The organism is Sphingobium sp. HDIP04, from assembly GCF_000445085.1.
Lineage (GTDB): Bacteria > Pseudomonadota > Alphaproteobacteria > Sphingomonadales > Sphingomonadaceae > Sphingobium > Sphingobium indicum.
This window is the reverse complement of sequence record NZ_ATDO01000069.1, coordinates 18,062-38,389: the sequence shown is the minus strand read 5'-3', so window position 1 is coordinate 38,389 and position 20,328 is coordinate 18,062. Positions and strand designations below refer to the sequence as shown.

Genomic DNA, 20,328 nt, shown 5'->3' with positions numbered 1-20,328 from the left:
GGGGGTGGGCTGGCGCGACATGCGCGTTGTTTTGCAACGGTTAAGTCGGAAGCTCGCTTTGCTCGCGCCCACCCCTAGCCCCTCCCGCCTGCGGGAGGGGAATATGTTGGAGGCCGAACTCAGTCTTCCGGGGCGATCGTCACGCGCAAGCCGTCCAGCGAATCGCTGAACTGCAACTGGCAGGACAGGCGGCTGGTCTCGTTGCGATGGTCGGAACTGTCGAGCAGGTCGTTCTCGTCTTCGCTGATCGCGGGCAGGCTGTCGGCGAAGGCCGGGTCGACGAAGACATGGCAGGTCGCGCAGGAGCAGCAGCCGCCGCACAGCGCCAGCAGTTCGTCAAAGCCGTTGTCGCGGATGATCTCCATCACGGAAAGGCCGCTCTGCGCCTCCACCGCCTGTTCTTCGCCCGAACGGTTGACCACGATCAGTTTCGCCATGTACCCAGATCCCTCATATCTTTTCCCGCCGCTCATGTCGGACGGGCGACGGGAAATCAAGGGCCGGGCGACAATTGATGGTGAATACAGCGGAAGAGTTGCGGGCCAGCCTGGACGTCATCGCCGCCATGGAGCCGGGTTTCGCCGCGGCGATCGGCCGGGTCGGCTATCCCCTGCCCCGCATGCGCGAACCGGGCTACGAAACCCTGCTGCGCACCATCGTCGGCCAGCAGGTGAGCGTCGCCGCGGCCGCCGCCGTCTGGCGCAGGCTGGAGACGGAACTGGGCGCGGGCTGCGCGCCGGACGCCCTGCTCTCCCGCGATTTCGACGCGCTGCGCGCCTGCGGCCTGTCGCGGCAGAAGCAGGGCTATGCCCGCAGCCTGGCGGAACTGGTAGTGAGCGGCGGCATCGACCTGCACGACCTGCCCCAGGACGATGAGGAAGCCATCGCGCAACTGGTGCGGATCAAGGGGATCGGGCGCTGGTCGGCGGAAATCTACCTGCTGTTCGCGGAAGGGCGGCCGGATGTCTGGCCGGCGGGAGACCTGGCGGTGCAGATCGAGATCGGGCGGATATTGGGCCTGCCCGAACGGCCCGGCGAGAAGCTGACGCGCGAGCTGGCCGAACGCTGGCGCCCCCATCGCGGCGCGGCGGCGATCATGGCCTGGCACCATTATAATACGGAGGTCTTGTAAGTGCCCCTGCCCCATGCCCGCTACATCGTCCTGGAACATGAGGGCGTGTGGAAGATCAACCTCGACAACCGCTATTACGGCCCCTTCGCGACGCGGGAGGCGGCGGTGCAAAACGCCACCGACACCGCCCGCAAGGCCAGCGGCGCGGGCTATCCCGCCTCCGTGCTGCTGATGCGGGGCACCGCGTTCGAAACGCTCTGGACCAGCGTGCCGCCCGACGGCGCCTGAAAAAATTTCAGCGCCTTGGGGAACCGCCCGGCGATTTGCGCATTTTACGCCTCCGGTTGCCTGGACGTTGGAATGAGCAAAAAGGTTCTGATCGTAGAAGACGAGATTTTCGTCGCGCTGGAAATCGAGCATATCGTGGAGGACGCGGGCTTTACCGTCGGCGCCATCGCGGCGGATCGCCAGGCGGCGCTCGACGCGGCCTATGATTGCGACATCGCCCTGGTCGACCTCAACCTGCGCGACGGCCCGACCGGGCCGGGCATCGGCGTCGAACTGGCCAGCCAATATGGCATCCGCGTCATCTATGTGACGGCCAATCCGGCGCAGATCGGCGCCGCCTCCGCCGCCGCGCTCGGCGTCATCACCAAGCCTTTCCGCGCCCGCAGCATCGCCGAGACGCTGCAGCTGGCCGCCACCGACCGGCCCGAACTGGAAGCCGCCGAAATCGCCGGCTTCACCCCTTTCCTGCCGGCGTCCGGCTCATGGAGCGCGCTGGAATCCAGAGGCTGAGGCTGAGGCCCTGGGGCCGCCAGTCACGGGTCATGCGGCCGCCCAGTTGCCGTTCGACGCTGAGCTGCATCAGGCGGCTGCCGAAACCCTCGCCGGTCGGGGGGACGGTCGACGGACCGCCCTCCTCCCGCCAGTCGATGCGGATCTGGCCGTCCTCGTCCTTCACCTCCATCTTCACCCGCCCGTCGGGCAGGGAGAGCGCGCCATATTTGGCGGCGTTGGTCGCCAGTTCATGGAACAGCAGCGCCAGCGGCGTGGCCGAGCGGTCGTCGATTTCGGGATTGTCGCCGGAAAAATGGATGCGCGGACCCAGTGCGTCGCGATAGGGAGCGAAAATCTGTTCCAATATGCCCCAGAGCCGCCCCTCGCCCTTGTCCGGCTGCGAATTGGGGCCGTGGGGCCGCACGAAATCATGGGCGCGCCCCAGCGCCATGATGCGGTCGCGCAGGTCGTCGGCGACGGCGCGGATTTCCGGATGCTGGCGCGCCGACAGGCCGATCAGCCCGGAAATCACCGAAAATATGTTCTTGATCCGGTGGGAGAGTTCATGGGCGATGACCTCCCGCTCCTCCACCATGGCGATCTGGTCGTTGATGTCGGTGCAGGTGCCGATCCAGCGCACGATCGCCCCATGTTCGTCCCGGATCGGCAGGGCGCGGCCCAATGTCCAGCGATAATCGCCGCCATGATGGCGCAGCCGATATTCGATCTCATAGGGTTCGCCGGTTTCCAGCGAATGGCGCCAGCGCCCCCAGGCGCGTTCCTGATCGTCCGGATGGAACATGCCGTTCCATCCCTCGCCATCGGTCGATCCCGCGGGAACGCCGGTGAATTCATACCAGCGGGCATTGTAATAATCATGATAGCCGTCCGGCAGCGTCGACCAGACCATTTGCGGCATGGTGTCGGCCAGGGTCCGGAACATGCGGTCGCTTTCCGCCACCGCCTGCGCATCCCTTTGCTGCCGGGCGATCACGTCGCGGTCGCGGCGGCGGCCCTCCAGTTCCACCATGACCTGGCGGGCGAGCAGGGAAAGCCCCTGGTGCTGAAGATCCGTCAGGTCGTCGCGCGGCTTGTCGTCGATGACGCAGAGAGCGCCCAGCGACGCCCCTTCGCCGTCGATCAGCGGCGCACCGGCGTAGAAACGGATGAAGGGCGCCCCCGTGACGAGGGCGTTGTCGCGAAAATCGGGGTTCCGCGTCGCGTCGGACACCACGAAGATTTCCGGACCCTGCATGGCATGGGCGCAGAAGGATATGTCGCGGGGGGTTTCTTCCACATCCAGGCCGTTGCGGGCGAGGAAACGCTGGCGTTCGTCCTCGACGACGCTGACCAGGGCGATGGGCGCTTCGCACAGCGCGGCGGCGAAGGCGGTGATCTGGTCGAGCGTGTCGAAACCCCCGGTATCGAGATCGTAGCGCGCCAGCAGCGCCGCGCGGTCCGTCTCGAGCCCGCGTCCTTCAGCCATCGCTGACGCGCTCTATGTCCGCGCCGACGGCGGAGAGCTTCTCCTCCAGCCGTTCATAGCCGCGGTCGAGATGATAGACGCGGTTGACCTGGGTCTCCCCCTCCGCCGCCAGTCCGGCGAGGATCAGGCTCATCGAGGCGCGCAGGTCGGTCGCCATGACGGGCGCGCCGACCAGCCGGTTGACCCCGCGCACCACCGCCGTGCGGCCGTTGACGCCGATGTCCGCCCCCATGCGGGCCAGTTCGGGCACGTGCATGTAGCGGTTTTCGAAGATCGTCTCCGTCAGCACCGATGCGCCGTCGGCCAGCGTCAGCATCGCCATGAACTGCGCCTGCATGTCGGTCGGGAAGGCCGGGAAAGGCGCGGTCGAGATGGTGAGCGGGCGCAGCCGGCCGTCCGCCGACACCCTGATGCCGTCCCTCAGTTCCTCGACATGGACCCCGGCGTCGCGCAGCGCGGCCAGGATGGCGTGCATGTCGTCGGCGCAGGCGCCCGCCAGTTCCAGCGACCCGCCGGTGATCGCGGCAGCGCAGGCATAGCTGCCCGCCTCGATCCGGTCGGGCATGACGCTGTAGGTCGCGCCGTGCAGCCGGTCGCGGCCGTGGATGACGAGCTTGTCGGAACCCACGCCCTCTATGTCCGCGCCCATGGCGATCAGCAGCTTGCAGAGGTCGACGATCTCCGGCTCCCGCGCGGCATTTTCCAGGGTGCAGGTGCCCTTGGCCAGCACGGCGGCCATCAGCGCATTTTCCGTCGCGCCGACCGACACCACCGGGAAGGTGTAGATGCCGCCCGGCAGGCCCCCGTCCGGCGAACTGGCGCGGACATAGCCGGCGTTGATCTCTATGACCGCGCCGAACGCCTCCAGCGCCTTCAGGTGCAGGTCGATGGGCCGGTTGCCGATGGCGCAGCCGCCGGGCAGCGACACCCGCGCCTCGCCCGCGCGGGCGAGCAGCGGGCCGAGCACCAGGATCGACGCCCGCATCTTGCGCACGATGTCATAGGGGGCCTCGGTAGAGGTGACGCGGCCTGCCCGCATGGTCATGACGCGGCCGAAATCCTCCGGCCGGGCGCCCTCCACCATGGTCGACACGCCAAGCTGGTTCAGCAGGTGGCCGAAGCTGTCCACGTCCGCCAGGCGCGGCAGGTTGCGCAGCGTCACCGGCTCGTCGGTCAGCAGCGCGCAGGGCAGCAGGGTCAGCGCGGCGTTCTTCGCGCCGGAAATGGGAAGGCGGCCGTTCAACGCTTTGCCGCCGCGGATGTGAATGCGGTCCATCGGCTGGGTTCTTAACGTTAATTCCGGTTTCCGCAAGGCGTGCGGCGCGGCTGTCCGTTCATGGGCGCGTTTCTGCGCGCCCTTGAAACATTTGTGCGTTCGCCCGCCCATTATTGATCGAGTTTAGTGCAGTTTGCGGAAATGCAGCCAAAAGACGCATGGGGCGTTTTGCCATCGTAACGACAATGCAAGCAAAAAGGTGTTTTTGGTGGCAACAAGTTGTTTCGCGGACAGGTTGGCGAAGCATGTGCCCCTGTCCGATGCGGAGAAGAAGGCGCTTACGAGGCTGGAGGAAAATCCCCGCAAGGTGAGGCGCGGCGCGATGATCCAGCGCGTCAACGAGATGGTGACCGAACTGTTCGTCCTGCGCGAAGGGCGGGTGATGAGCTTCGTCATCCTGCCCGACGGCAGCAGGCAGATCCTGCGCGTCTATTTTCCCGGCGATTTCATCGGATCGGCCAGCACGATCTACAGCCGGGCCCCGGAATCGCTGGTGGCTCTGTCGGACGCGATCATCTGCCCGTTCGACAAGCATGCGCTGCGCCGCCTGCTGGAGGAATATCCCCGCGTCGCGGCGCTGCTGTTCCTGCTGTCCAATGCGGAGCGCGTCGCGCTGACCGACCGGCTCGCCTCATTGGGGCGGACTTCGGCCAAGGCGCGGGTGGCGTCCTTCCTGCTGGACATATTCGATCGCCTGCGGGTGACGGACGACAGCATCACCGACAGCTTCGACCTCAAGCTGACGCAGGAGGAGATCGGCGACGCCATCGGCCTCACCTCCGTCCATGTGAACCGGATGATCCGGCAGATGGAGCAGGAAGGGCTGATCAGCCGGGCCAATGGGCGGATCACCCTGCGCGACATGGCGCGGCTGGAGGAGATCGGCCATTACACCAACCGGCACAAGGATATGGACCTGGACTGGCTGCCGGGAATGGAATGAGGGACGCGGCCTGTTCCCGCGCGGGCGGGAGCATGCGGTCCCCCCCCGCCCAGGATTTCAAGCCAGCAGTTCCACGTCCCAGTAAAGCCAGTCGTGCCAGCTTTCGTGCAGATAGTTGGGCGGGAAGGCCCGGCCATGTTCCTGCAACTGCCAGCTCGTCGGGCGGATCGGCGTCACGTGCAATTGCATATGCGCCTCCTTCGGCGTGCGGCCGCCCTTCTTGAGGTTGCAGGGCGAGCAGGCCGTCGCGACATTTTCCCAGGTCGTCCGCCCGCCGGCGCGGCGCGGAATGACATGGTCGAAGGTCAGGTCGTTCGGGGAGCCGCAATATTGGCAGGCGAACTTGTCGCGCAGGAACAGGTTGAACCGGGTGAAGGCGGGATGTTCCGACGGCTTCACATATTGCTTCAGCGCGATCACCGATGGGATCTGCATCCGAAGGCTGGGGCTGTGCACCTGCCGCTCATAGCTGGCGACGATGTCCACCCGATCCAAAAAAACCGCCTTGATGGCGGTTTGCCAGGGCCAGAGGCTCAGTGGATAATAGCTTAAAGGCGTGTAGTCCGCATTCAGCACCAAAGCCGGACAGTTTTCCGGATGTCGTATCAGGTCGGGATGGTACATATATTACCCTTCAACCCCCTTTCGCCACCGCCCTGATCGTTCAGAAACGTGACGCCGGCATGACAGCATTAACACCCCCACTCCGTCAAGGGCCTGTATGACTCAATCGGCACAGCCACAGCATATGGTGACTCGCTTCGCCCCAAGCCCCACGGGTAGGTTGCATGTGGGGCACGCCTGGTCGGCGCTGCTGGCGATGGACCTGGCCCATGCGCGGGGCGGTTCCTTCCGCCTGCGGATCGAGGACATAGACGGCACCCGCAGCCGGCCGGAGCATGTCGACGGCATCGTCGAGGACATGCGCTGGCTGGGCATCGCCTGGGACGGGGAGATCGTCTTCCAGTCGGCGCGGCTGGACCGCTACCGGGCCGCGCTGGAGCGGCTGGAGGCGATGGGCCTGCTCTATCCCTGTTTCTGCACCCGCGCCGACATCGCCGCCAGCGCCGCCGCCCCGCATGGGCCGGAGGGGCCGGTCTATCCCGGCACATGCCGGCGGCTGGACGAAGCGGCGCGGGCAAGGCGGATCGCGGCGGGGGAGCCGCATGCCTGGCGGATCGACATGGCGCGCGCGGTCGCGCAGGCCGGGCCGCTGCATTGGCGCGCCCTGCCCTTCCCGCCCGCCGACGACGCGGCGTCGCCCGTCCGCGCCGAGCCGCTTGCCGCCGGCGACGTCGTGCTGGCGCGCAAGGACGCGCCCGCCAGCTATCATCTCTCCTGCACGCTGGACGATGCGGCGATGGGCGTGACCCATGTGCTGCGCGGCGACGACCTGCGGAGCGCGACCGACATCCACCGGCTGGTCCAGGCGCTGCTTGGCCTGCCGTCCCCCCTTTATGTCCATCATCCGCTGCTGGCCGGGCCGGACGGCAGGCGGCTGGCCAAGCGGGACGGGTCGATCGCGCTTGCCGATCTGCGGGCGGAGGGCGTGGACCCCCGGCGCCTGGCCGACGATCTGCGCCATGCGCGCTTTCCGATTGGCATTTCGCTGGCCAGCGCCTAGATTCAGCGCATGAACACGCTGCTCGTCATCGCCCTGATCCTGGCCATGGGCGCCACCCTGTTCGCATTGATCCGGGGGATCGTCGCCTTTCTTCAGATGACCAAGGAACAGCTGAACTCGCCCGAGGACGGACCCAGCCCGTCCAGCCTGAAGCAGAACAGGATGATGATGAACCGCATCCTGTTCCAGGCGGTGGCGGTGATCATCGTCGCGCTGTTGCTGCTGATGAAGGGCAATGGCTGATGCGCCGCCCGGCATGGTGAAGCTGAACAAGATCTACACCCGCACCGGGGACGGGGGAACCACCGGGCTGGTCGACGGCTCGCGCCTGCCCAAGCATGCCCCGCGCATGCAGGCGGTGGGCGATGTCGACGAAGCGAACAGCGCCATCGGGCTTGCCGTCATCGCCATCGGCGACAGTCTGGAGGCGGGCTGGCTGACGACGGTCCAGAACGACCTGTTCGACCTGGGCGCCGACCTTGCCACGCCCATCCCGGACGGAGAGGACGAACCCTGGGCGCTGCGGATCGTCGCCCTCCAGGTCGAGCGGCTGGAGCGGCAGATCGATGTCATGAACGCGGACCTGGCGCCGCTGGACAGCTTCGTCCTGCCCGGCGGGTCGGCGGCGGCCGCGGCCGTGCACCTGGCCCGCGCCGTCACCCGTCGCGCCGAACGATCCGCCACCGCGGCGGCGGCCGAGGTCGCGCTCAATCCGCACGCGCTGGCCTATCTCAACCGCCTGTCCGACCTGCTGTTCGTGCTGGCCCGGCGCCTGAACGGCAATGGCGCGGGCGATGTGAAATGGGTGCCGGGCGCGTCCCGCTGAAGCAGCCTCAGAGCATCCCTTGCGGCGGAGAGCGATCCTGCCCTCCGACAGGCTGCCGGACCGGCTTTTCCGCATGACGCTCCAACCGTTCGACTCATGCACGGCACGGTTCGTCCTTGAGCCGGGCGTTAACCCTCTTCCTTCATCCCCTCTTTACGCGCCGTGCCAATTTTGCCCCGATTGCAATGACAGGGCCACGGGATGCAATTCTACCTCGCGACATCCTTCATCTTTCCCCGCTCGCTGCGGTTTCGCCTCTTCACCCTCTGCTTCCTGACCACCCACCTGCCGCTGCTGGGCTATATCGTCTGGGGCGCGGCGACGGGGCGGATCGCCTGGGCGGAATTCATCGTCCTCGCCCTGGCGACCATGGCGGGCGCAGCCGGAGCGCTGATCGGCATCGGCGCCTTGCTGGACCCGATCCACGCGCTGGCGGACGCGCTGGACCCGGCCGAGCAGTCCGCCCGCAAACGCGGCGGGCCGACCCTGCCGGAAGTGGGGGACATTATTTCCAGGCTTTTCCATGGGGTGCGCGGAGCCGCCGTCGCGACGCGGGAGCGGATCGACGAACTGAACATCGCCGCCAATGAGGATGCGCTGACCGGCATCGCCAACCGGCGCGGCTTCCTGGCGCAGCTCGACGCGCTGCCGCTCGCCAGGCGCAGGGGCTGCATCGCGATCATCGATCTCGACCATTTCAAGCAGGTCAACGATATGCTGGGCCATGACGAGGGCGACCGCGTGCTGGCCGATTTCGCCTCTCGCCTGTCGTCGCAGACCCGCCGCATCGACATCATCGCCCGCTGGGGCGGCGAGGAATTCGCGATCTTCTATCAGGACGCGATAGAGGATGAGGCGAGCTGGTCGCTGGCGCGCATCGCGGAACGGATGCGGCGGGAGCCTGTCGGCATGGTGAGCGACCAGCCGATCACCTTTTCCGCAGGGCTATGCGCATGGCGGGGTGGGCCGGTGATGGCGGCCATCGGCCAGGCCGACGAGGCGCTCTACCGCGCCAAGAAGTCGGGCCGCGACCGCATCCAGCGGGCGGAACGGCCCTCCACGCCGGTTTACGGCTGAGTCGGCGACAGTCCCGTTTGGGAACGAAGGATGAAATGCGGCGCGACATCCGCGTCGATGCTCGGCGGCTTAGCCGGATGAGGCCCGGCCTTGCAGTTCGCGCAAGGGCCTGCGGCGCTCCCTTCCGCCAGCCTTCGGCCGGTCCCCCTCCCCATCTTTCGATGGGGAGGATCAGGACCGATCGACAAAGCTCGTCTAAAAATCGGCGGCCTTATTTCGGCGCCAGCACCATCAGCATCTGGCGGCCCTCCATGCGCGGATAGGCTTCGACCTTCGCGATCTCGCCCACATTCTCCGCCACGCGCTGGAGCAGTTGCATGCCAAGCTGCTGGTGCGACAATTCACGGCCGCGGAAACGCAGGGTGATCTTCACCTTGTCGCCCTCGCCGATGAAATCATGGACCTTCTTCATCTTCGTATCATAGTCGTGATCGTCGATGTTCGGACGCATCTTGATCTCCTTGATCTCCTGCGTCCTCTGGGTCTTGCGGGCGAGGTTCGCCTTCTTCTGCGCCTCGTACTTGTACTTGCCGATGTCCAGGAACTTGCACACCGGCGGATCGGCGTTGGGCGACACCTCGACCAGGTCCAGCCCGATCTCATAGGCGCGCTCTATCGCTTCCTGCGTATACATCACGCCCAGATTTTCGCCTTCGTCATCGATCACGCGCACCTTTGGCACGTTGATGAACTCGTTGTAACGGGGACCGGACTTCGGCGGCGGCGCCATGGGACGGCGCATCATTGGGGGACGTATAGTGGCTTCTCCTATGGTAGTTGATCGATCGACTCTGGCGGCCCTTTAGCGCAAAGCCGAAAGGGGCGGCAAGTCCGCAACGCGGATTTACCGGCCCCATGTGGCATTGCTGCCTCACCGCATATCGGGCGCCCGCGCCTCTTTTGCAAGACGGGCGATGACGTCGTCGACAGAAAGGACGTTCTGCCCCTCCTTGCCAAGCTCGCGCAGGGCCACCGTGCCCTCGTCCGCCTCCCGCCGGCCGACGACCAGCAGATTGGGCACTTTGGCCAGGCTGTGTTCGCGCACCTTGTAGTTGATCTTCTCGTTGCGGAGGTCGGTTTCCGCCCGGATTCCCGCGGCGCGCAGCTTTTCCGCCACCTCGCTTGCATAGCCGTCCGCATCGGACACGATGGTCGCCACCACCGCCTGCACCGGCGCCAGCCAGAGCGGGAAACGGCCCGCATAATGTTCGATGAGGATGCCGATGAACCGCTCGTAGGAACCGAAGATCGCCCGATGCAGCATCACCGGCCGGTGCCGCTCGCCATCCTCGCCGACATAGGACGCGTCGAGTCGCTCCGGCAGCACCCGGTCCGACTGGATCGTGCCTACCTGCCAGGTCCGCCCGATCGCATCGGTCAGATGCCATTCCAGCTTCGGCGCATAGAAGGCGCCCTCGCCCGGCAGCTCCTCCCAGCCATATTCGGGCGTGTCGAGGCCCGCCGCCGCCACCGCGTCGCGCAGTTCGTTTTCCGCCTGATCCCACATCGCATCGCTGCCGAAGCGCTTTTCGGGACGCAGGGCCAGCTTGATCGAATAGGTGAAGCCGAAATCCTTGTAGATGCGGTCCGCCAGCGCGCAGAAGGCCCGCACTTCCTCCACGATCTGGTCTTCGCGGCAGAAGATATGCGCGTCGTCCTGCGTGAACTGGCGCACGCGCATCAGCCCGTGCAGCGCGCCATGCGGCTCGTTGCGGTGGCAGCAGCCATTTTCGTAGAAGCGCAGCGGCAGGTCGCGATAGCTCTTGATCCCCTGGCGGAAGATCAGGACATGCGCCGGGCAGTTCATGGGCTTGAGCGCCATCCAGTCGGCATCGTCCGACACCAGCGGCCCTTCATCCTCGACATTGGGCACCTCGTCGGGGATGACGAACATATTTTCGCGATATTTGCCCCAGTGGCCGGACTGCTCCCACTGGCGGGCGTCCATGACCTGCGGCGTCTTCACCTCGCGATAGCCCGCATCGTCGATGGCGCGGCGCATATAGGCCTCCAGCGCCCGCCAGATGATATAGCCCTTGGGGTGCCAGAAGACCGATCCATGCGCCTCCTGCTGGAGGTGGAACAGGTCCATCTCCGCGCCCAGCTTGCGATGGTCGCGCCTGGCCGCTTCCTCCAGCCGCGTGAGGTGCGCGTCGAGCTGCTTCCGGTTGAGCCAGCCGGTGCCGTATATGCGGCTCAGCATCGCGTTCTTCTGGTCGCCGCGCCAATAGGCGCCCGACACGCGGGTCAGCTTGAACGCCGCCGGATCGAGCTTGCCCGTCGAGGCCAGATGCGGTCCCCGGCACATGTCGAGCCAGTCGCCGCCCGACCAATAGACGGTCAGTTCCTCGCCCTCGGGCAGTTCGGCAGCCCATTCGGCCTTGAAGGTCTCGCCCCCGGCCCGCCAGCGAGCGATCAGGTCCTCGCGCTTCCACACCTCGCGGCGCAGCGGCTTGTCGGCGGCGATGATCTCCCGCATCTTCGCCTCGATGGCGGGCAGGTCTTCCTCCGTGAAGGGCCGCGGCTTTCCTTCGACGAGGGGGGGCGCGAAGTCATAATAGAAGCCGTCGTCCGTCGCCGGGCCGAAGGTGATCTGCGTTCCCGGAAACAGCGCCTGCACCGCTTCGGCCAGCACATGGGCGAAGTCGTGCCGCGCCAGTTCCAGCGCGTCCGCCTCATCCCGCGACGTCACCAGCGCCAGTTGCGCATCGGCCTCCAGCGGCCGCATGATGTCGCGCAGCTCGCCATCGACCCGCGCCGCGATGGCCGCCTTGGCCAGCCCCGGCCCGATCGCCGCCGCAATGTCCGCCGGGGTAGTGCCGGGCGCGACTTCACGCACGGAACCGTCGGGCAGGGTGATCTTGAGCATGGCGGACACGGAGGATCTTTCTGTTGAAATGGCGGATCGCGCAGCCGGAAAAAGCCGCGCCTTCCCCATAAATGGGCCGCCCGCCCTGTCAATAGAAGCCCTCTTGCCAGCGCATCGCGGTCAGCGCATGATGTATGTGCTGTTATATCATTATTCCCATGGGAGGGACGCATATGGCCTTGAGCTTCGCAAGACCCCGGCCGGGCGACGGGGAAACGCCGATGTCGGACATGAACAGCACGCCGCTGATCGACGTGATGCTGGTGCTGCTGATCATGTTCATCATCACGATCCCGCTCCAGACGCACAGCGTCGGCGTCGACCTGCCGCAGACCCCCAGGGAGCTGACCCCGCCGCCGGTCGACGCCGTCAAGAACAGGGTCGGCATCGACGCCGACGGCACCGTCCGCTGGAACGGCGAGGCCGTCGACCGGCTGACCCTCCGCCAATATCTCGCCGCCTCGCTGCGCCTGCCTGCTGAACCGGAACTCCAGTTCCAGCCCGATGCCGGAGCGCGTTACGTGACGGTGGATGAAGTGCTGGCCGACATCCGCCGGGCAGGCGTGACGAAGCTCGGCTTTGTCGGCAATGAACGATATGCCCGCTTCTGATCGAGCGTAAAAAGAGCAATCCCCGCCATTTCAGCGGGATAGCGTCCGGCACGGTCACGAAACCCCTTGACCGACGGTCCCCGGCATAGTCTTCTGCCGCCGGGGACAAAGGGGGCATTCATGGATCAGGAACGCATTGGCGGCGACGGCTTCGCTTTCGAGGGCAATTGGCGCGACTATGCGCCCATCGCCTTCACCAACCTGCTGCTGACGATCGTCACGCTGGGCATATACCGCTTCTGGGCGACGACGCGCACGCGACGCTATCTCTGGGCGAACACGCGCTTCATCGACGACAGGCTGGAATGGACGGGAACGGGCAAGGAGCTGTTCCTGGGCTTCCTGATGGTGCTGGCGCTGATCGGCCTGCCGTTCCTCTTCCTGCAATTCGGCGCGCAGGCCCTCGTCCTCCAGGGGCATGGGGGCATCGCCGCGATACTGACGCTGGCGGCGTTCGTGACGATCTTCTACATGGTCGGCCTCGCCCGCTTCCGCGCGCTGCGCTACCGCCTGAGCCGGACATGGTGGCACGGCATCCGGGGCGGCAGCGACGATCAGGGCTTCGGCTACGGCATTTCCTATATGTGGAAGTCGGCCGTGGGCAGCATGGCTCTCGGCCTGCTCATCCCCTGGTCGATGATGTCGCTGTGGAACGAGCGCTGGAACAAGATGAGCTTCGGCCCGCACGCCTTCGAAGCGGCGGGCGATCATGGCCCGACCTTCAAGCGCTTCCTCCTCTTCTACCTGCTGCCGATCCTGCTGTTCGTGGGCGGCGCGGCAATGGCGGCGATGCTGGGCTTTCCGGGGCAGGGAGGCGCCGGATCGCAAATGGCCGGCGCGATCCTGGGCGTGATCGGATTCGTGCTGGTCTTCTATCTCGGTCTCGGCCTCATCGCTCTCGCCTTCTACGCCAGCTTCTTCCGGGAAGCGGTGGAGGGACTGTCGCTCACCGGCCTCGACTTCCATTTCTACGCCCGGACCAAGGACTGGATATTGCTGTTCCTGGGCGACGTTGCGCTGGTGGTCTGCACGATCGGCATCGGGGCGATCTTCCTGCAATATCGGCACTGGAAATTCTTTGTCACCCATATGGGCGCGACCGGCACCATCTATACCGATGAACTCACCCAATCGCAGACGAAGACCAGCCGCCATGGCGAGGGACTGCTCGACGCGCTGGACGTCGGCGCTTTCTGAACGGCATGTCGGACTTCCGGCTCTGGCATTATGACGGCGTGACGGCGGTGCGGCGCAACGTCCTGCTTCGTCCCGCCGGGGCCGGGTTCGTGCTGGAGGAGCCGGAAAGCGGCTGGACGGGCCTGCCCGCCGACTGGAGCGACCTTACCGTCATCGGCCTGCACGACGACCGTTCGGCCTATGGGCATAAGGCGGTGCCCGGCTGGCGCCTGGGCTTTTCCGGCGAAGCGCCTCCCGACATCGCCGCCCATCTGCCGAAGGGCGAACGCTATGGCCGCTGGATCGACCGCTTCGGCCTGTGGCCGGCGGCGGGGATATTCACCATCGCCGCCGCGCTCATCGTCTGGGGCGCGCTCGAAGCGCCCGCCGTCGTCGCCCCGCTCGTCCCGCAAAGCTGGGAGAACCGGATGGGCGACGCCATGGTGGGCGATTTCGGCGGCCGATTCTGCCGCACGCCGGCGGGCGACGCCGCGCTCAGGCGGCTGGCGGCGCAAGTCGACCCCGACGGCGAGGCCCGCGACATAGCGCTCGCCAACATTCCGATGGTGAACGCGGTGACATTGCCAGGGGGGCGTATCATCCTGTTCGACGGGCTGATCCAGCAGGCCAAGTCCGCCGATGAAGTCGCGGGCGTGCTGGGCCATGAACTGGGCCATGTGCGCCACCACGACACGATGACGGGCCTCATCCGCCAGCTAGGCCTCAGCGTCGTGCTGGGCGGCGCGGGGGGCAATGCGGGCAATTATCTGAACGGCGTGCTGTCGCTGAGCTATGGCCGGGGCGCGGAAACCGCTGCGGACGGCGTCGCCATCGAGCAGATGCGCGCCGCCGGGATTTCGCCTGCCGCGACCGCCGCCTTCTTCGAACGGATCGGCGGCAAGGAGGAAGGACGGGAGGCGCGGGCGATGAGCTGGCTTTCCTCCCATCCTCTCTCCGCCGAACGCCGCCGCCGTTTTACCGCTGCCGTGAAGCCGGGCGCGGCCTATCGCCCGGCGCTGGATCAGGCGCAATGGCAGGCGCTGCGAACCTCCTGCGCCAGCGATCCGAAGGTCGCCAAATTCTGGGGGCGATCCTTTTAGAGCGATTTCCAAGCGATCGGAACCAATCGCTGTTCAAGAAATCGCGGAAAACAAGGAATCGCATGGCTGGCATCGTTGCCGGCCTCCCATGAAAAGGGGCCGGCGTCTCGCGACCCGGCCCCTTTTTCATACCTCCAACGATCAGGCGGCAGCCTTGGCCCGCGACATGCGCTTGCGTTCATTGGGATCGAGATAGCGCTTGCGCAGGCGGATGTTCTTGGGCGTCACCTCGACCATCTCATCGTCGTCGATATAGGCGATGGCCTGTTCCAGCGTCATCTTCCAGGGCGGGGTCAGGCGGATGCTGTCATCCTTGCCGCTGGCGCGGAAGTTGGTCAGCGCCTTGGACTTCATCGGGTTGACCTCCAGGTCTTCCGGCTTGGCGTTCTGGCCGATGATCATGCCTTCGTAGAGCGCCTCGCCCACGCCGACCATCAGCACGCCGCGTTCCTCCAGCGGGCCGAGGGCGTAGGCGACAGCCTCGCCCGCGCCGTTGGAGATCAGCACGCCGTTCTTGCGCCCTTCGATATTGCCCTTGTGCGGGCCATATTTCTCGAACAGCCGGTTCATGATGCCGGTGCCGCGCGTGTCGGACAGGAATTCGCCATGATAGCCGATCAGGCCGCGCGAGGGCGCGGAGAAGGTGATGCGGGTCTTGCCGCCGCCCGACGGGCGCATGTCGGTCATTTCCGCCTTGCGCTGGTTCATCTTGTCGACGACCGTGCTGGAAAATTCATCGTCCACGTCGATGACGACGGTTTCATAAGGCTCGGTCCTGTTGCCGTTCTCATCCTCGCCGAACAGCACGCGGGGGCGGGAAATGCCGAGTTCGAAGCCCTCGCGGCGCATCGTCTCGATCAGCACGCCAAGCTGCAGTTCGCCGCGACCGGCGACTTCGAAACTGTCCTTGTCGGCCGATTCCGTCACCTTGATCGCGACGTTGGATTCCGCTTCGCGCATCAGGCGGTCGCGGATCATGCGGCTCGTCACCTTGCTGCCTTCGCGGCCCGCCATCGGCGAGTCATTGACGGCAAAGCGCATAGACAGGGTCGGCGGATCGATCGGCTGGGCCTGGATCGCGGTGGTGACGGACGGGTCGGCGATGGTGTTGGCCACGGTCGCGACGGTCAGGCCGGCAAGGCTGATGATGTCGCCCGCCTTCGCCTCTTCCACCGGCACCCGGTCAAGCCCCCGGAAGGACAGGATCTTCGACGCGCGGCCGGTTTCCAGCACATTGCCGTCGGCGTCGATGGCGTGGATCGGCTGGTTGACCTTGAGCGTGCCGGAATTGACGCGGCCGGTGAGGATGCGGCCCAGGAAATTGTCGCGGTCGAGCAGCGTCACCAGGAAGCTGAACGGCGCGTCCACGTCCAGCGCCGGGGGCGGCACATGGGCGACGATCTTCTGGAACAGCGGCTCCAGCGTGCCCGAACGCAGCGACGGGTCTTCATTGGCATAGCCGTTGCGGCCCGACGCATAGAGGACCGGGAAGTCGAGCTGCTCGTCCGTGGCGTCCAGCGTCACGAACAGGTCGAACACCTCGTCCAGCACTTCCTGGATGCGCTCGTCCGGGCGGTCGATCTTGTTGACGACGACGATGGGGCGAAGACCCAGGGCCAGCGCTTTGCCGGTCACGAACTTGGTCTGCGGCATCGCGCCTTCCGACGAATCGACCAGCAGGATCACGCCGTCGACCATGGACAGGATCCGCTCCACCTCGCCGCCGAAGTCGGCGTGGCCGGGCGTGTCGACGATGTTGATGCGCGTGCCGTTCCATTCGACCGAGGTGGGCTTCGCCAGGATGGTGATGCCGCGTTCCTTTTCCAGGTCGTTGGAGTCCATCGCCCGTTCCTCGACTCGCTGGTTGTCGCGGAAGGTGCCGGACTGGCGGAAAAGCTGGTCGACGAGCGTGGTCTTGCCATGGTCGACGTGCGCGATGATCGCGATATTACGCAGGGACATGCAACTGCCTTCGGGATTTAAGGTTTCCCGGCGGGCACCGCGCCTGCTCAGGACTATCGGGCGCGCCCCTACAGGAAATGACGCGCTGCGGCAAGGGCGGCGCGTCGGCTGGAGAAAGGCTCAGTGGTCGGATGCCGCGAAGGCGCCGATCCCGGTTTCCGCCCGCACCCGCTGCGCCGGATAGCCCGCCTTGTCCACCGCCGCGCGGGGCGAGCGGTCGAGCAAAGAGATCAGCCAGATCGAGAGGAAGCCCGCCGGGACGGAGAAGATCGCCGCGGAACTGTAGGGGAAGGGCGCGGGGCCGAGGTTGAAGGTGGTCGTCCACACGGCGGGCGACAGCAGCGTCAGCACGAAGGCGGTCAGCAGGCCGATGGTCCCGCCCCAGGCCGCGCCCCGCGTGGTGCATCCGCTCCAGAGCAGCGAGAGGATCAGCACCGGGAAATTGCCCGACGCGGCCAGCGCGAAGGCCAGGCTGACCATGAAGGCGACATTCTGCTTTTCGAACAGCAGCCCCAGCAGCACCGCCAGCGCGCCCAGCGCCAGCGTGGTCAGCCGCGACACGCGCAGTTCGTCCGCCGAACTCGCCTGGCCATGCTTGAAGACCGTGGCGTAGAGATCGTGGCTGACCGCCGACGCCGCAGAGAGCGTCAGCCCCGCCACCACGGCGAGGATGGTCGCGAAGGCCACCGCCGAAATGAAGCCCAGAAAGGCGTTGCCGCCAATCGCATGGGCCAGATGGATCGCCGCCATGTTCCCGCCGCCCCGCAACGCGCCCTGCCCGTCCAGATAGCTGCCCTCCGTCCCCACCAGCACGATGGCGCCGAAGCCGATGATGAAGGTGAGAATATAGAAATAGCCGATCCAGCCGGTCGCCCACAGCACCGACTTGCGCGCCTCCTTTGCATCGGGAACGGTGAAGAAGCGCATCAATATGTGCGGCAGGCCCGCAGTGCCGAGCATCAGCGCGAGGCCAAAGGAAATGGCGGACACGGGGTCCTTGATGAAATTGCCCGGCGCCATGATGGACCGGCCCCGTTCGGCCGCTTCGGCCGCTGTCGCGCCATCGGCAAGGGCAGCCTGCGTCTTCACCTCCACCGCGCGGGCGAAAAGCGTCTCGAGCGAGAAGCCCATATGCGCCAGCACCATCAGCGCCATGAAGCTGGCGCCGCCCAGCAGCAGCACCGCCTTGATGATCTGCACCCAGGTGGTGGCGCGCATGCCGCCGAACAGCACATAAAGCATCATCAGCGCGCCGACGATCACCACCGCCACGGCATAGGGCAGGCCGAACAGCAGCTTGATGAGCTGCCCCGCCCCGACCATCTGCGCGATCAGGTAGAAGCTGACGACCAGCAAGGTGCTGACCGCCGCGAAGCTGCGCACCGGCGGCTGGGCGAAGCGGTAGGAGGCGACGTCGGCGAAGGTGAAGCGGCCGAGGTTGCGCAGCCGTTCCGCCATCAGGAACAGCAGGATCGGCCAGCCCACCAGAAAGCCGGTGGAGTAGATGAGGCCATCATAGCCGTCGTTGAAGATCTGCGCCGAGATGCCGAGGAAGGAAGCGGCCGACATATAGTCGCCCGCCATGGCGAGGCCGTTCTGGAAACCGCTGATCCCGCCGCCCGCCGTGTAGAAGTCGGACGCGGTGCGGGTGCGCGCCGCAGCCGCCTTGGTGATCCAGAGCGTCAGCCCGACAAAGGCGACGAACATCAGGATCGCGACCCAGTTGACGGGCTGGCGCTGCGCCTCCCCCTCCAGCGCCGCCGCGAGCGCGGGGAGCGGGAGAAGGGCGATGGAAGCGGCGGCGAGCGCGGCAAGCCACGCCGTCATGCGGCGCGGTCCTGGAAGCCGTGGTCGATCAGGAGCGCGGCCATCTGGGCGTCATGATGGCGGTTGGCATGGGCCACATAAGCGCCGGTCAGCGCGATGGCGAGCAGGATGAGGCCAAGGCCAAGCGGAATGCCGATCGAGGTCACGCCCTGGCCGATCGGCATGCCCAGCAGCGCCTTGTCGAAAGCGACCAGCAGCAGATAGCCGACGAAAGCGAAGAAGATGACGGCGGACAGCAGCCAGCCGAGCCGCGCCCGCCGCGCCACCAGCCGGGCATAGCGCGGATCGGCCGCCACGGCTGCGATCCTCTGTTCGTCCGGTCCGTCGTTCAATGCGCCCTCCTTCGTGCCTTGCGCCATGCTAACCGGGCGCCGGGCGATTGCAATGGCAAGGGGTGAGGGTTTAAAGCTCGCATCATGGACTTGCGGGCCAACTGTTCTATACGCATATAACAGTTCGACCCCCCCTCGCCCCTGGGAGATGACATGGCTTCGACCGCGCCGACCGCCGCCGCTGACACGCTGAACCTGACCCCGCCCGATCCGGTGCCGCCGGTCGCGCCTGAAAAGGCGGCAGGGCTGGTGCCGCTGGACGAGGAGAAACGCTCGAAGCTGGACGAGAAGGTCGATGCCTTCATCGACGATCTGGTGGCGCAGGACGCCAATTCGCCCGAATTCGGCCAGCGGGTCGACCAGCTTACGAATATGGGGCGCAAGGAAATCGCGGAGGCGGCCGGGCACAGCAACCGCTTCCTCGACCGGCCGGTGCGGGCGATGGACAGCGACAACAAGGTCGGGGTCGACCTGGCGGAACTGCGCCGCACCATCGAGGATCTCGATCCGGGCAAGCGCGGCAGCCTTACCGCGCCGAAAAAGCTGTTCGGCCTGATCCCCTTCGGCAATCGGATGCGCGATTATTTCGACAGCTACAAGAGCGCGCAGAGCCATATCAATTCGATCCTGGGCTCCCTCGCCAGCGGCAAGGACGTGCTGATCAAGGACAATGCCGCCATCGATGTCGAGCGGCAGAATATGTGGGCCACGATGGGCCGCCTGGAGCAGATGATCCACATCTCCAAGACGCTGGACGCCCGGCTGGAGGCGAAGGCGCTGGAACTGGATTCGACCGATCCGGCCAAGGCCAAGGCGATCCGGGAGAGCGCCCTCTTCTACATCCGCCAGCGCACGCAGGACCTGCTGACGCAGATGGCGGTGACGGTGCAGGGCTATCTGGCGCTGGACCTGGTCAAGAAGAACAATGTGGAGCTGGTGAAGGGCGTGGACCGCGCGAGCACCACGACCGTCGCCGCGCTGCGCACCGCCGTGACCGTGGCGCAGGCGCTGGTCGGGCAACGCCTGGTGCTGGAGCAGATCACCGCGCTCAACACGACGACCGCGAACATGATCGATTCGACCGGCGAGATGCTGAAGAACCAGACGGCGCAGATCCACGAGCAGGCCGCGTCCAGCACCATTCCCATCGAGACGCTGCAACGCGCCTTCCAGAATATCTACGACACGATGGACAATATCGATGCGTTCAAGCTGAAGGCGCTGGAGAATATGAAGACGACGGTGAACACGCTGTCGAACGAGGTGGAAAAGTCCAAGGGCTATATCGCCCGCGCCGAAGGACAGGCGCAGGCGGCGAGCCAGGCGCGGGCCGACAATCCGCTGCTGAGTTCCATCGAGGCGTAAGG

The 20,328-nt window shown here is 66.1% G+C and carries 21 protein-coding genes; 12 read left to right on the top strand and 9 right to left on the bottom strand.

Features of this window, described 5'->3' with window-relative positions; genetic code table 11:
- Positions 1-119 precede the first annotated feature (119 nt).
- Positions 120-437 carry a 2Fe-2S iron-sulfur cluster-binding protein gene (locus L286_RS31685; protein ID WP_007687660.1) on the bottom strand — a complete coding sequence of 106 codons (318 nt, stop codon included), beginning with the start codon at positions 435-437 and terminating at the stop codon, positions 120-122.
- Between the two features lie 77 nt (positions 438-514).
- Between L286_RS31685 and L286_RS31680 the strand changes: the two genes are divergently transcribed.
- The 3 genes from L286_RS31680 to L286_RS31670 all read left to right on the top strand — a co-directional run bounded on the left by L286_RS31680 (position 515) and on the right by L286_RS31670 (position 1,870).
- Positions 515-1,132, top strand: a complete 618-nt coding sequence (locus L286_RS31680; RefSeq protein WP_013039300.1) for a DNA-3-methyladenine glycosylase family protein — start codon at positions 515-517, stop codon at positions 1,130-1,132.
- Positions 1,133-1,360, top strand: coding sequence for a hypothetical protein (locus L286_RS31675; protein WP_007687658.1), 228 nt, complete (start codon positions 1,133-1,135; stop codon positions 1,358-1,360).
- Positions 1,361-1,432: 72 nt separating this feature from the next.
- The gene (locus L286_RS31670) at positions 1,433-1,870 is read left to right on the top strand and encodes a response regulator (protein WP_020818612.1); all 438 of its coding nucleotides are present in this window, start codon (positions 1,433-1,435) and stop codon (positions 1,868-1,870) included.
- Here the strand turns inward: L286_RS31670 and L286_RS31665 are convergent.
- Positions 1,815-3,338, bottom strand: coding sequence for a sensor histidine kinase (locus tag L286_RS31665; protein WP_020818613.1), 1,524 nt, complete (start codon positions 3,336-3,338; stop codon positions 1,815-1,817). The two genes, L286_RS31670 and L286_RS31665, sit on opposite strands and share 56 nt — an antisense overlap.
- Complete coding sequence (gene murA / locus L286_RS31660) at positions 3,331-4,614, bottom strand: UDP-N-acetylglucosamine 1-carboxyvinyltransferase (RefSeq protein WP_020818614.1); 1,284 nt, start codon at positions 4,612-4,614, stop codon at positions 3,331-3,333. Before murA ends, L286_RS31665 begins: the two co-directional genes overlap by 8 nt.
- 205 nt (positions 4,615-4,819) lie before the next feature.
- On the opposite strand from murA, the gene L286_RS31655 reads away from it, so the two are divergent.
- Complete coding sequence (locus tag L286_RS31655) at positions 4,820-5,557, top strand: Crp/Fnr family transcriptional regulator (RefSeq protein WP_025160496.1); 738 nt, start codon at positions 4,820-4,822, stop codon at positions 5,555-5,557.
- A 57-nt stretch (positions 5,558-5,614) separates the two neighbouring features.
- Here the strand turns inward: L286_RS31655 and L286_RS31650 are convergent, their stop codons facing one another.
- Positions 5,615-6,181, bottom strand: coding sequence for an HNH endonuclease (locus tag L286_RS31650; protein WP_007687648.1), 567 nt, complete (start codon positions 6,179-6,181; stop codon positions 5,615-5,617).
- A gap of 124 nt (positions 6,182-6,305) precedes the next feature.
- Here L286_RS31650 and gluQRS point away from each other — a divergent pair, with 124 nt between their 5' ends.
- From gluQRS to L286_RS31630, 4 genes are all read left to right on the top strand, one after another.
- On the top strand, positions 6,306-7,181 hold the full coding sequence (gluQRS, locus tag L286_RS31645) for a tRNA glutamyl-Q(34) synthetase GluQRS (protein WP_073507135.1): 876 nt from the start codon (positions 6,306-6,308) through the stop codon (positions 7,179-7,181).
- Between the two features lie 9 nt (positions 7,182-7,190).
- Positions 7,191-7,424: a twin transmembrane helix small protein gene (locus tag L286_RS31640; RefSeq protein WP_020818615.1), complete on the top strand. Its 234-nt coding sequence runs from the start codon at positions 7,191-7,193 to the stop codon at positions 7,422-7,424.
- Positions 7,425-7,437: 13 nt separating this feature from the next.
- Positions 7,438-8,007: a cob(I)yrinic acid a,c-diamide adenosyltransferase gene (locus L286_RS31635; protein ID WP_025160634.1), complete on the top strand. Its 570-nt coding sequence runs from the start codon at positions 7,438-7,440 to the stop codon at positions 8,005-8,007.
- Between the two features lie 201 nt (positions 8,008-8,208).
- Positions 8,209-9,084, top strand: coding sequence for a GGDEF domain-containing protein (locus L286_RS31630; RefSeq protein ID WP_007687644.1), 876 nt, complete (start codon positions 8,209-8,211; stop codon positions 9,082-9,084).
- 211 nt (positions 9,085-9,295) lie between these two features.
- Here L286_RS31630 and infC read toward each other — a convergent pair whose 3' ends face one another.
- Both infC and thrS read right to left on the bottom strand, forming a co-directional pair.
- On the bottom strand, positions 9,296-9,829 hold the full coding sequence (gene infC / locus L286_RS31625; protein ID WP_013039295.1) for a translation initiation factor IF-3: 534 nt from the start codon (positions 9,827-9,829) through the stop codon (positions 9,296-9,298).
- 126 nt (positions 9,830-9,955) lie between these two features.
- A complete protein-coding gene (gene thrS, locus L286_RS31620) occupies positions 9,956-11,953 on the bottom strand; it encodes a threonine--tRNA ligase (protein ID WP_020818617.1) in 1,998 nt (665 codons plus the stop codon).
- A 173-nt stretch (positions 11,954-12,126) separates the two neighbouring features.
- On the opposite strand from thrS, the gene L286_RS31615 reads away from it, so the two are divergent.
- The 3 genes from L286_RS31615 (at position 12,127) to L286_RS31605 (ending at position 14,840) form a co-directional block, all read left to right on the top strand.
- Positions 12,127-12,564, top strand: a complete 438-nt coding sequence (locus L286_RS31615) for an ExbD/TolR family protein (RefSeq protein WP_020818618.1) — start codon at positions 12,127-12,129, stop codon at positions 12,562-12,564.
- Positions 12,565-12,684: 120 nt separating this feature from the next.
- Positions 12,685-13,761: a YjgN family protein gene (locus L286_RS31610; RefSeq protein WP_007687640.1), complete on the top strand. Its 1,077-nt coding sequence runs from the start codon at positions 12,685-12,687 to the stop codon at positions 13,759-13,761.
- Between the two features lie 5 nt (positions 13,762-13,766).
- Positions 13,767-14,840 carry a M48 family metallopeptidase gene (locus tag L286_RS31605; RefSeq protein WP_020818619.1) on the top strand — a complete coding sequence of 358 codons (1,074 nt, stop codon included), beginning with the start codon at positions 13,767-13,769 and terminating at the stop codon, positions 14,838-14,840.
- Between the two features lie 141 nt (positions 14,841-14,981).
- Here the strand turns inward: L286_RS31605 and typA are convergent, their stop codons facing one another.
- The 3 genes from typA to L286_RS31590 form a co-directional block, all read right to left on the bottom strand.
- Complete coding sequence (gene typA / locus L286_RS31600; protein ID WP_020818620.1) at positions 14,982-16,802, bottom strand: translational GTPase TypA; 1,821 nt, start codon at positions 16,800-16,802, stop codon at positions 14,982-14,984.
- 120 nt (positions 16,803-16,922) lie between these two features.
- Positions 16,923-18,629 carry a cation acetate symporter gene (locus tag L286_RS31595; protein WP_020818621.1) on the bottom strand — a complete coding sequence of 569 codons (1,707 nt, stop codon included), beginning with the start codon at positions 18,627-18,629 and terminating at the stop codon, positions 16,923-16,925.
- On the bottom strand, positions 18,626-18,988 hold the full coding sequence (locus L286_RS31590; protein WP_020818622.1) for a DUF485 domain-containing protein: 363 nt from the start codon (positions 18,986-18,988) through the stop codon (positions 18,626-18,628). The genes L286_RS31595 and L286_RS31590 overlap by 4 nt, the downstream gene beginning before the upstream one ends.
- Before the next feature lie 126 nt (positions 18,989-19,114).
- Here L286_RS31590 and L286_RS31585 point away from each other — a divergent pair, with 126 nt between their 5' ends.
- A complete protein-coding gene (locus L286_RS31585; protein ID WP_013039288.1) occupies positions 19,115-20,326 on the top strand; it encodes a toxic anion resistance protein in 1,212 nt (403 codons plus the stop codon).
- The last annotated feature ends 2 nt before the right edge of the window (positions 20,327-20,328 follow it).

Bases quoted from the DNA above. Each gene is read 5' to 3' on its own strand.
- L286_RS31650 (WP_007687648.1), bottom strand. From the start codon at position 6,181: ATGTACCATCCCGACCTGATACGACATCCGGAAAACTGTCCGGCTTTG.
- L286_RS31615 (WP_020818618.1), top strand. From the start codon at position 12,127: ATGGCCTTGAGCTTCGCAAGACCCCGGCCGGGCGACGGGGAAACGCCG.
- L286_RS31630 (WP_007687644.1), top strand. From the start codon at position 8,209: ATGCAATTCTACCTCGCGACATCCTTCATCTTTCCCCGCTCGCTGCGG.
- L286_RS31605 (WP_020818619.1), top strand. From the start codon at position 13,767: ATGTCGGACTTCCGGCTCTGGCATTATGACGGCGTGACGGCGGTGCGG.
- L286_RS31595 (WP_020818621.1), bottom strand. From the start codon at position 18,629: ATGACGGCGTGGCTTGCCGCGCTCGCCGCCGCTTCCATCGCCCTTCTC.
- L286_RS31635 (WP_025160634.1), top strand. From the start codon at position 7,438: ATGGTGAAGCTGAACAAGATCTACACCCGCACCGGGGACGGGGGAACC.
- murA (WP_020818614.1), bottom strand. From the start codon at position 4,614: ATGGACCGCATTCACATCCGCGGCGGCAAAGCGTTGAACGGCCGCCTT.
- L286_RS31685 (WP_007687660.1), bottom strand. From the start codon at position 437: ATGGCGAAACTGATCGTGGTCAACCGTTCGGGCGAAGAACAGGCGGTG.
- L286_RS31670 (WP_020818612.1), top strand. From the start codon at position 1,433: ATGAGCAAAAAGGTTCTGATCGTAGAAGACGAGATTTTCGTCGCGCTG.
- thrS (WP_020818617.1), bottom strand. From the start codon at position 11,953: ATGCTCAAGATCACCCTGCCCGACGGTTCCGTGCGTGAAGTCGCGCCC.
- L286_RS31590 (WP_020818622.1), bottom strand. From the start codon at position 18,988: ATGGCGCAAGGCACGAAGGAGGGCGCATTGAACGACGGACCGGACGAA.
- L286_RS31680 (WP_013039300.1), top strand. From the start codon at position 515: ATGGTGAATACAGCGGAAGAGTTGCGGGCCAGCCTGGACGTCATCGCC.
- L286_RS31610 (WP_007687640.1), top strand. From the start codon at position 12,685: ATGGATCAGGAACGCATTGGCGGCGACGGCTTCGCTTTCGAGGGCAAT.
- infC (WP_013039295.1), bottom strand. From the start codon at position 9,829: ATGATGCGCCGTCCCATGGCGCCGCCGCCGAAGTCCGGTCCCCGTTAC.
- typA (WP_020818620.1), bottom strand. From the start codon at position 16,802: ATGTCCCTGCGTAATATCGCGATCATCGCGCACGTCGACCATGGCAAG.
- L286_RS31585 (WP_013039288.1), top strand. From the start codon at position 19,115: ATGGCTTCGACCGCGCCGACCGCCGCCGCTGACACGCTGAACCTGACC.
- L286_RS31640 (WP_020818615.1), top strand. From the start codon at position 7,191: ATGAACACGCTGCTCGTCATCGCCCTGATCCTGGCCATGGGCGCCACC.
- L286_RS31665 (WP_020818613.1), bottom strand. From the start codon at position 3,338: ATGGCTGAAGGACGCGGGCTCGAGACGGACCGCGCGGCGCTGCTGGCG.
- gluQRS (WP_073507135.1), top strand. From the start codon at position 6,306: ATGGTGACTCGCTTCGCCCCAAGCCCCACGGGTAGGTTGCATGTGGGG.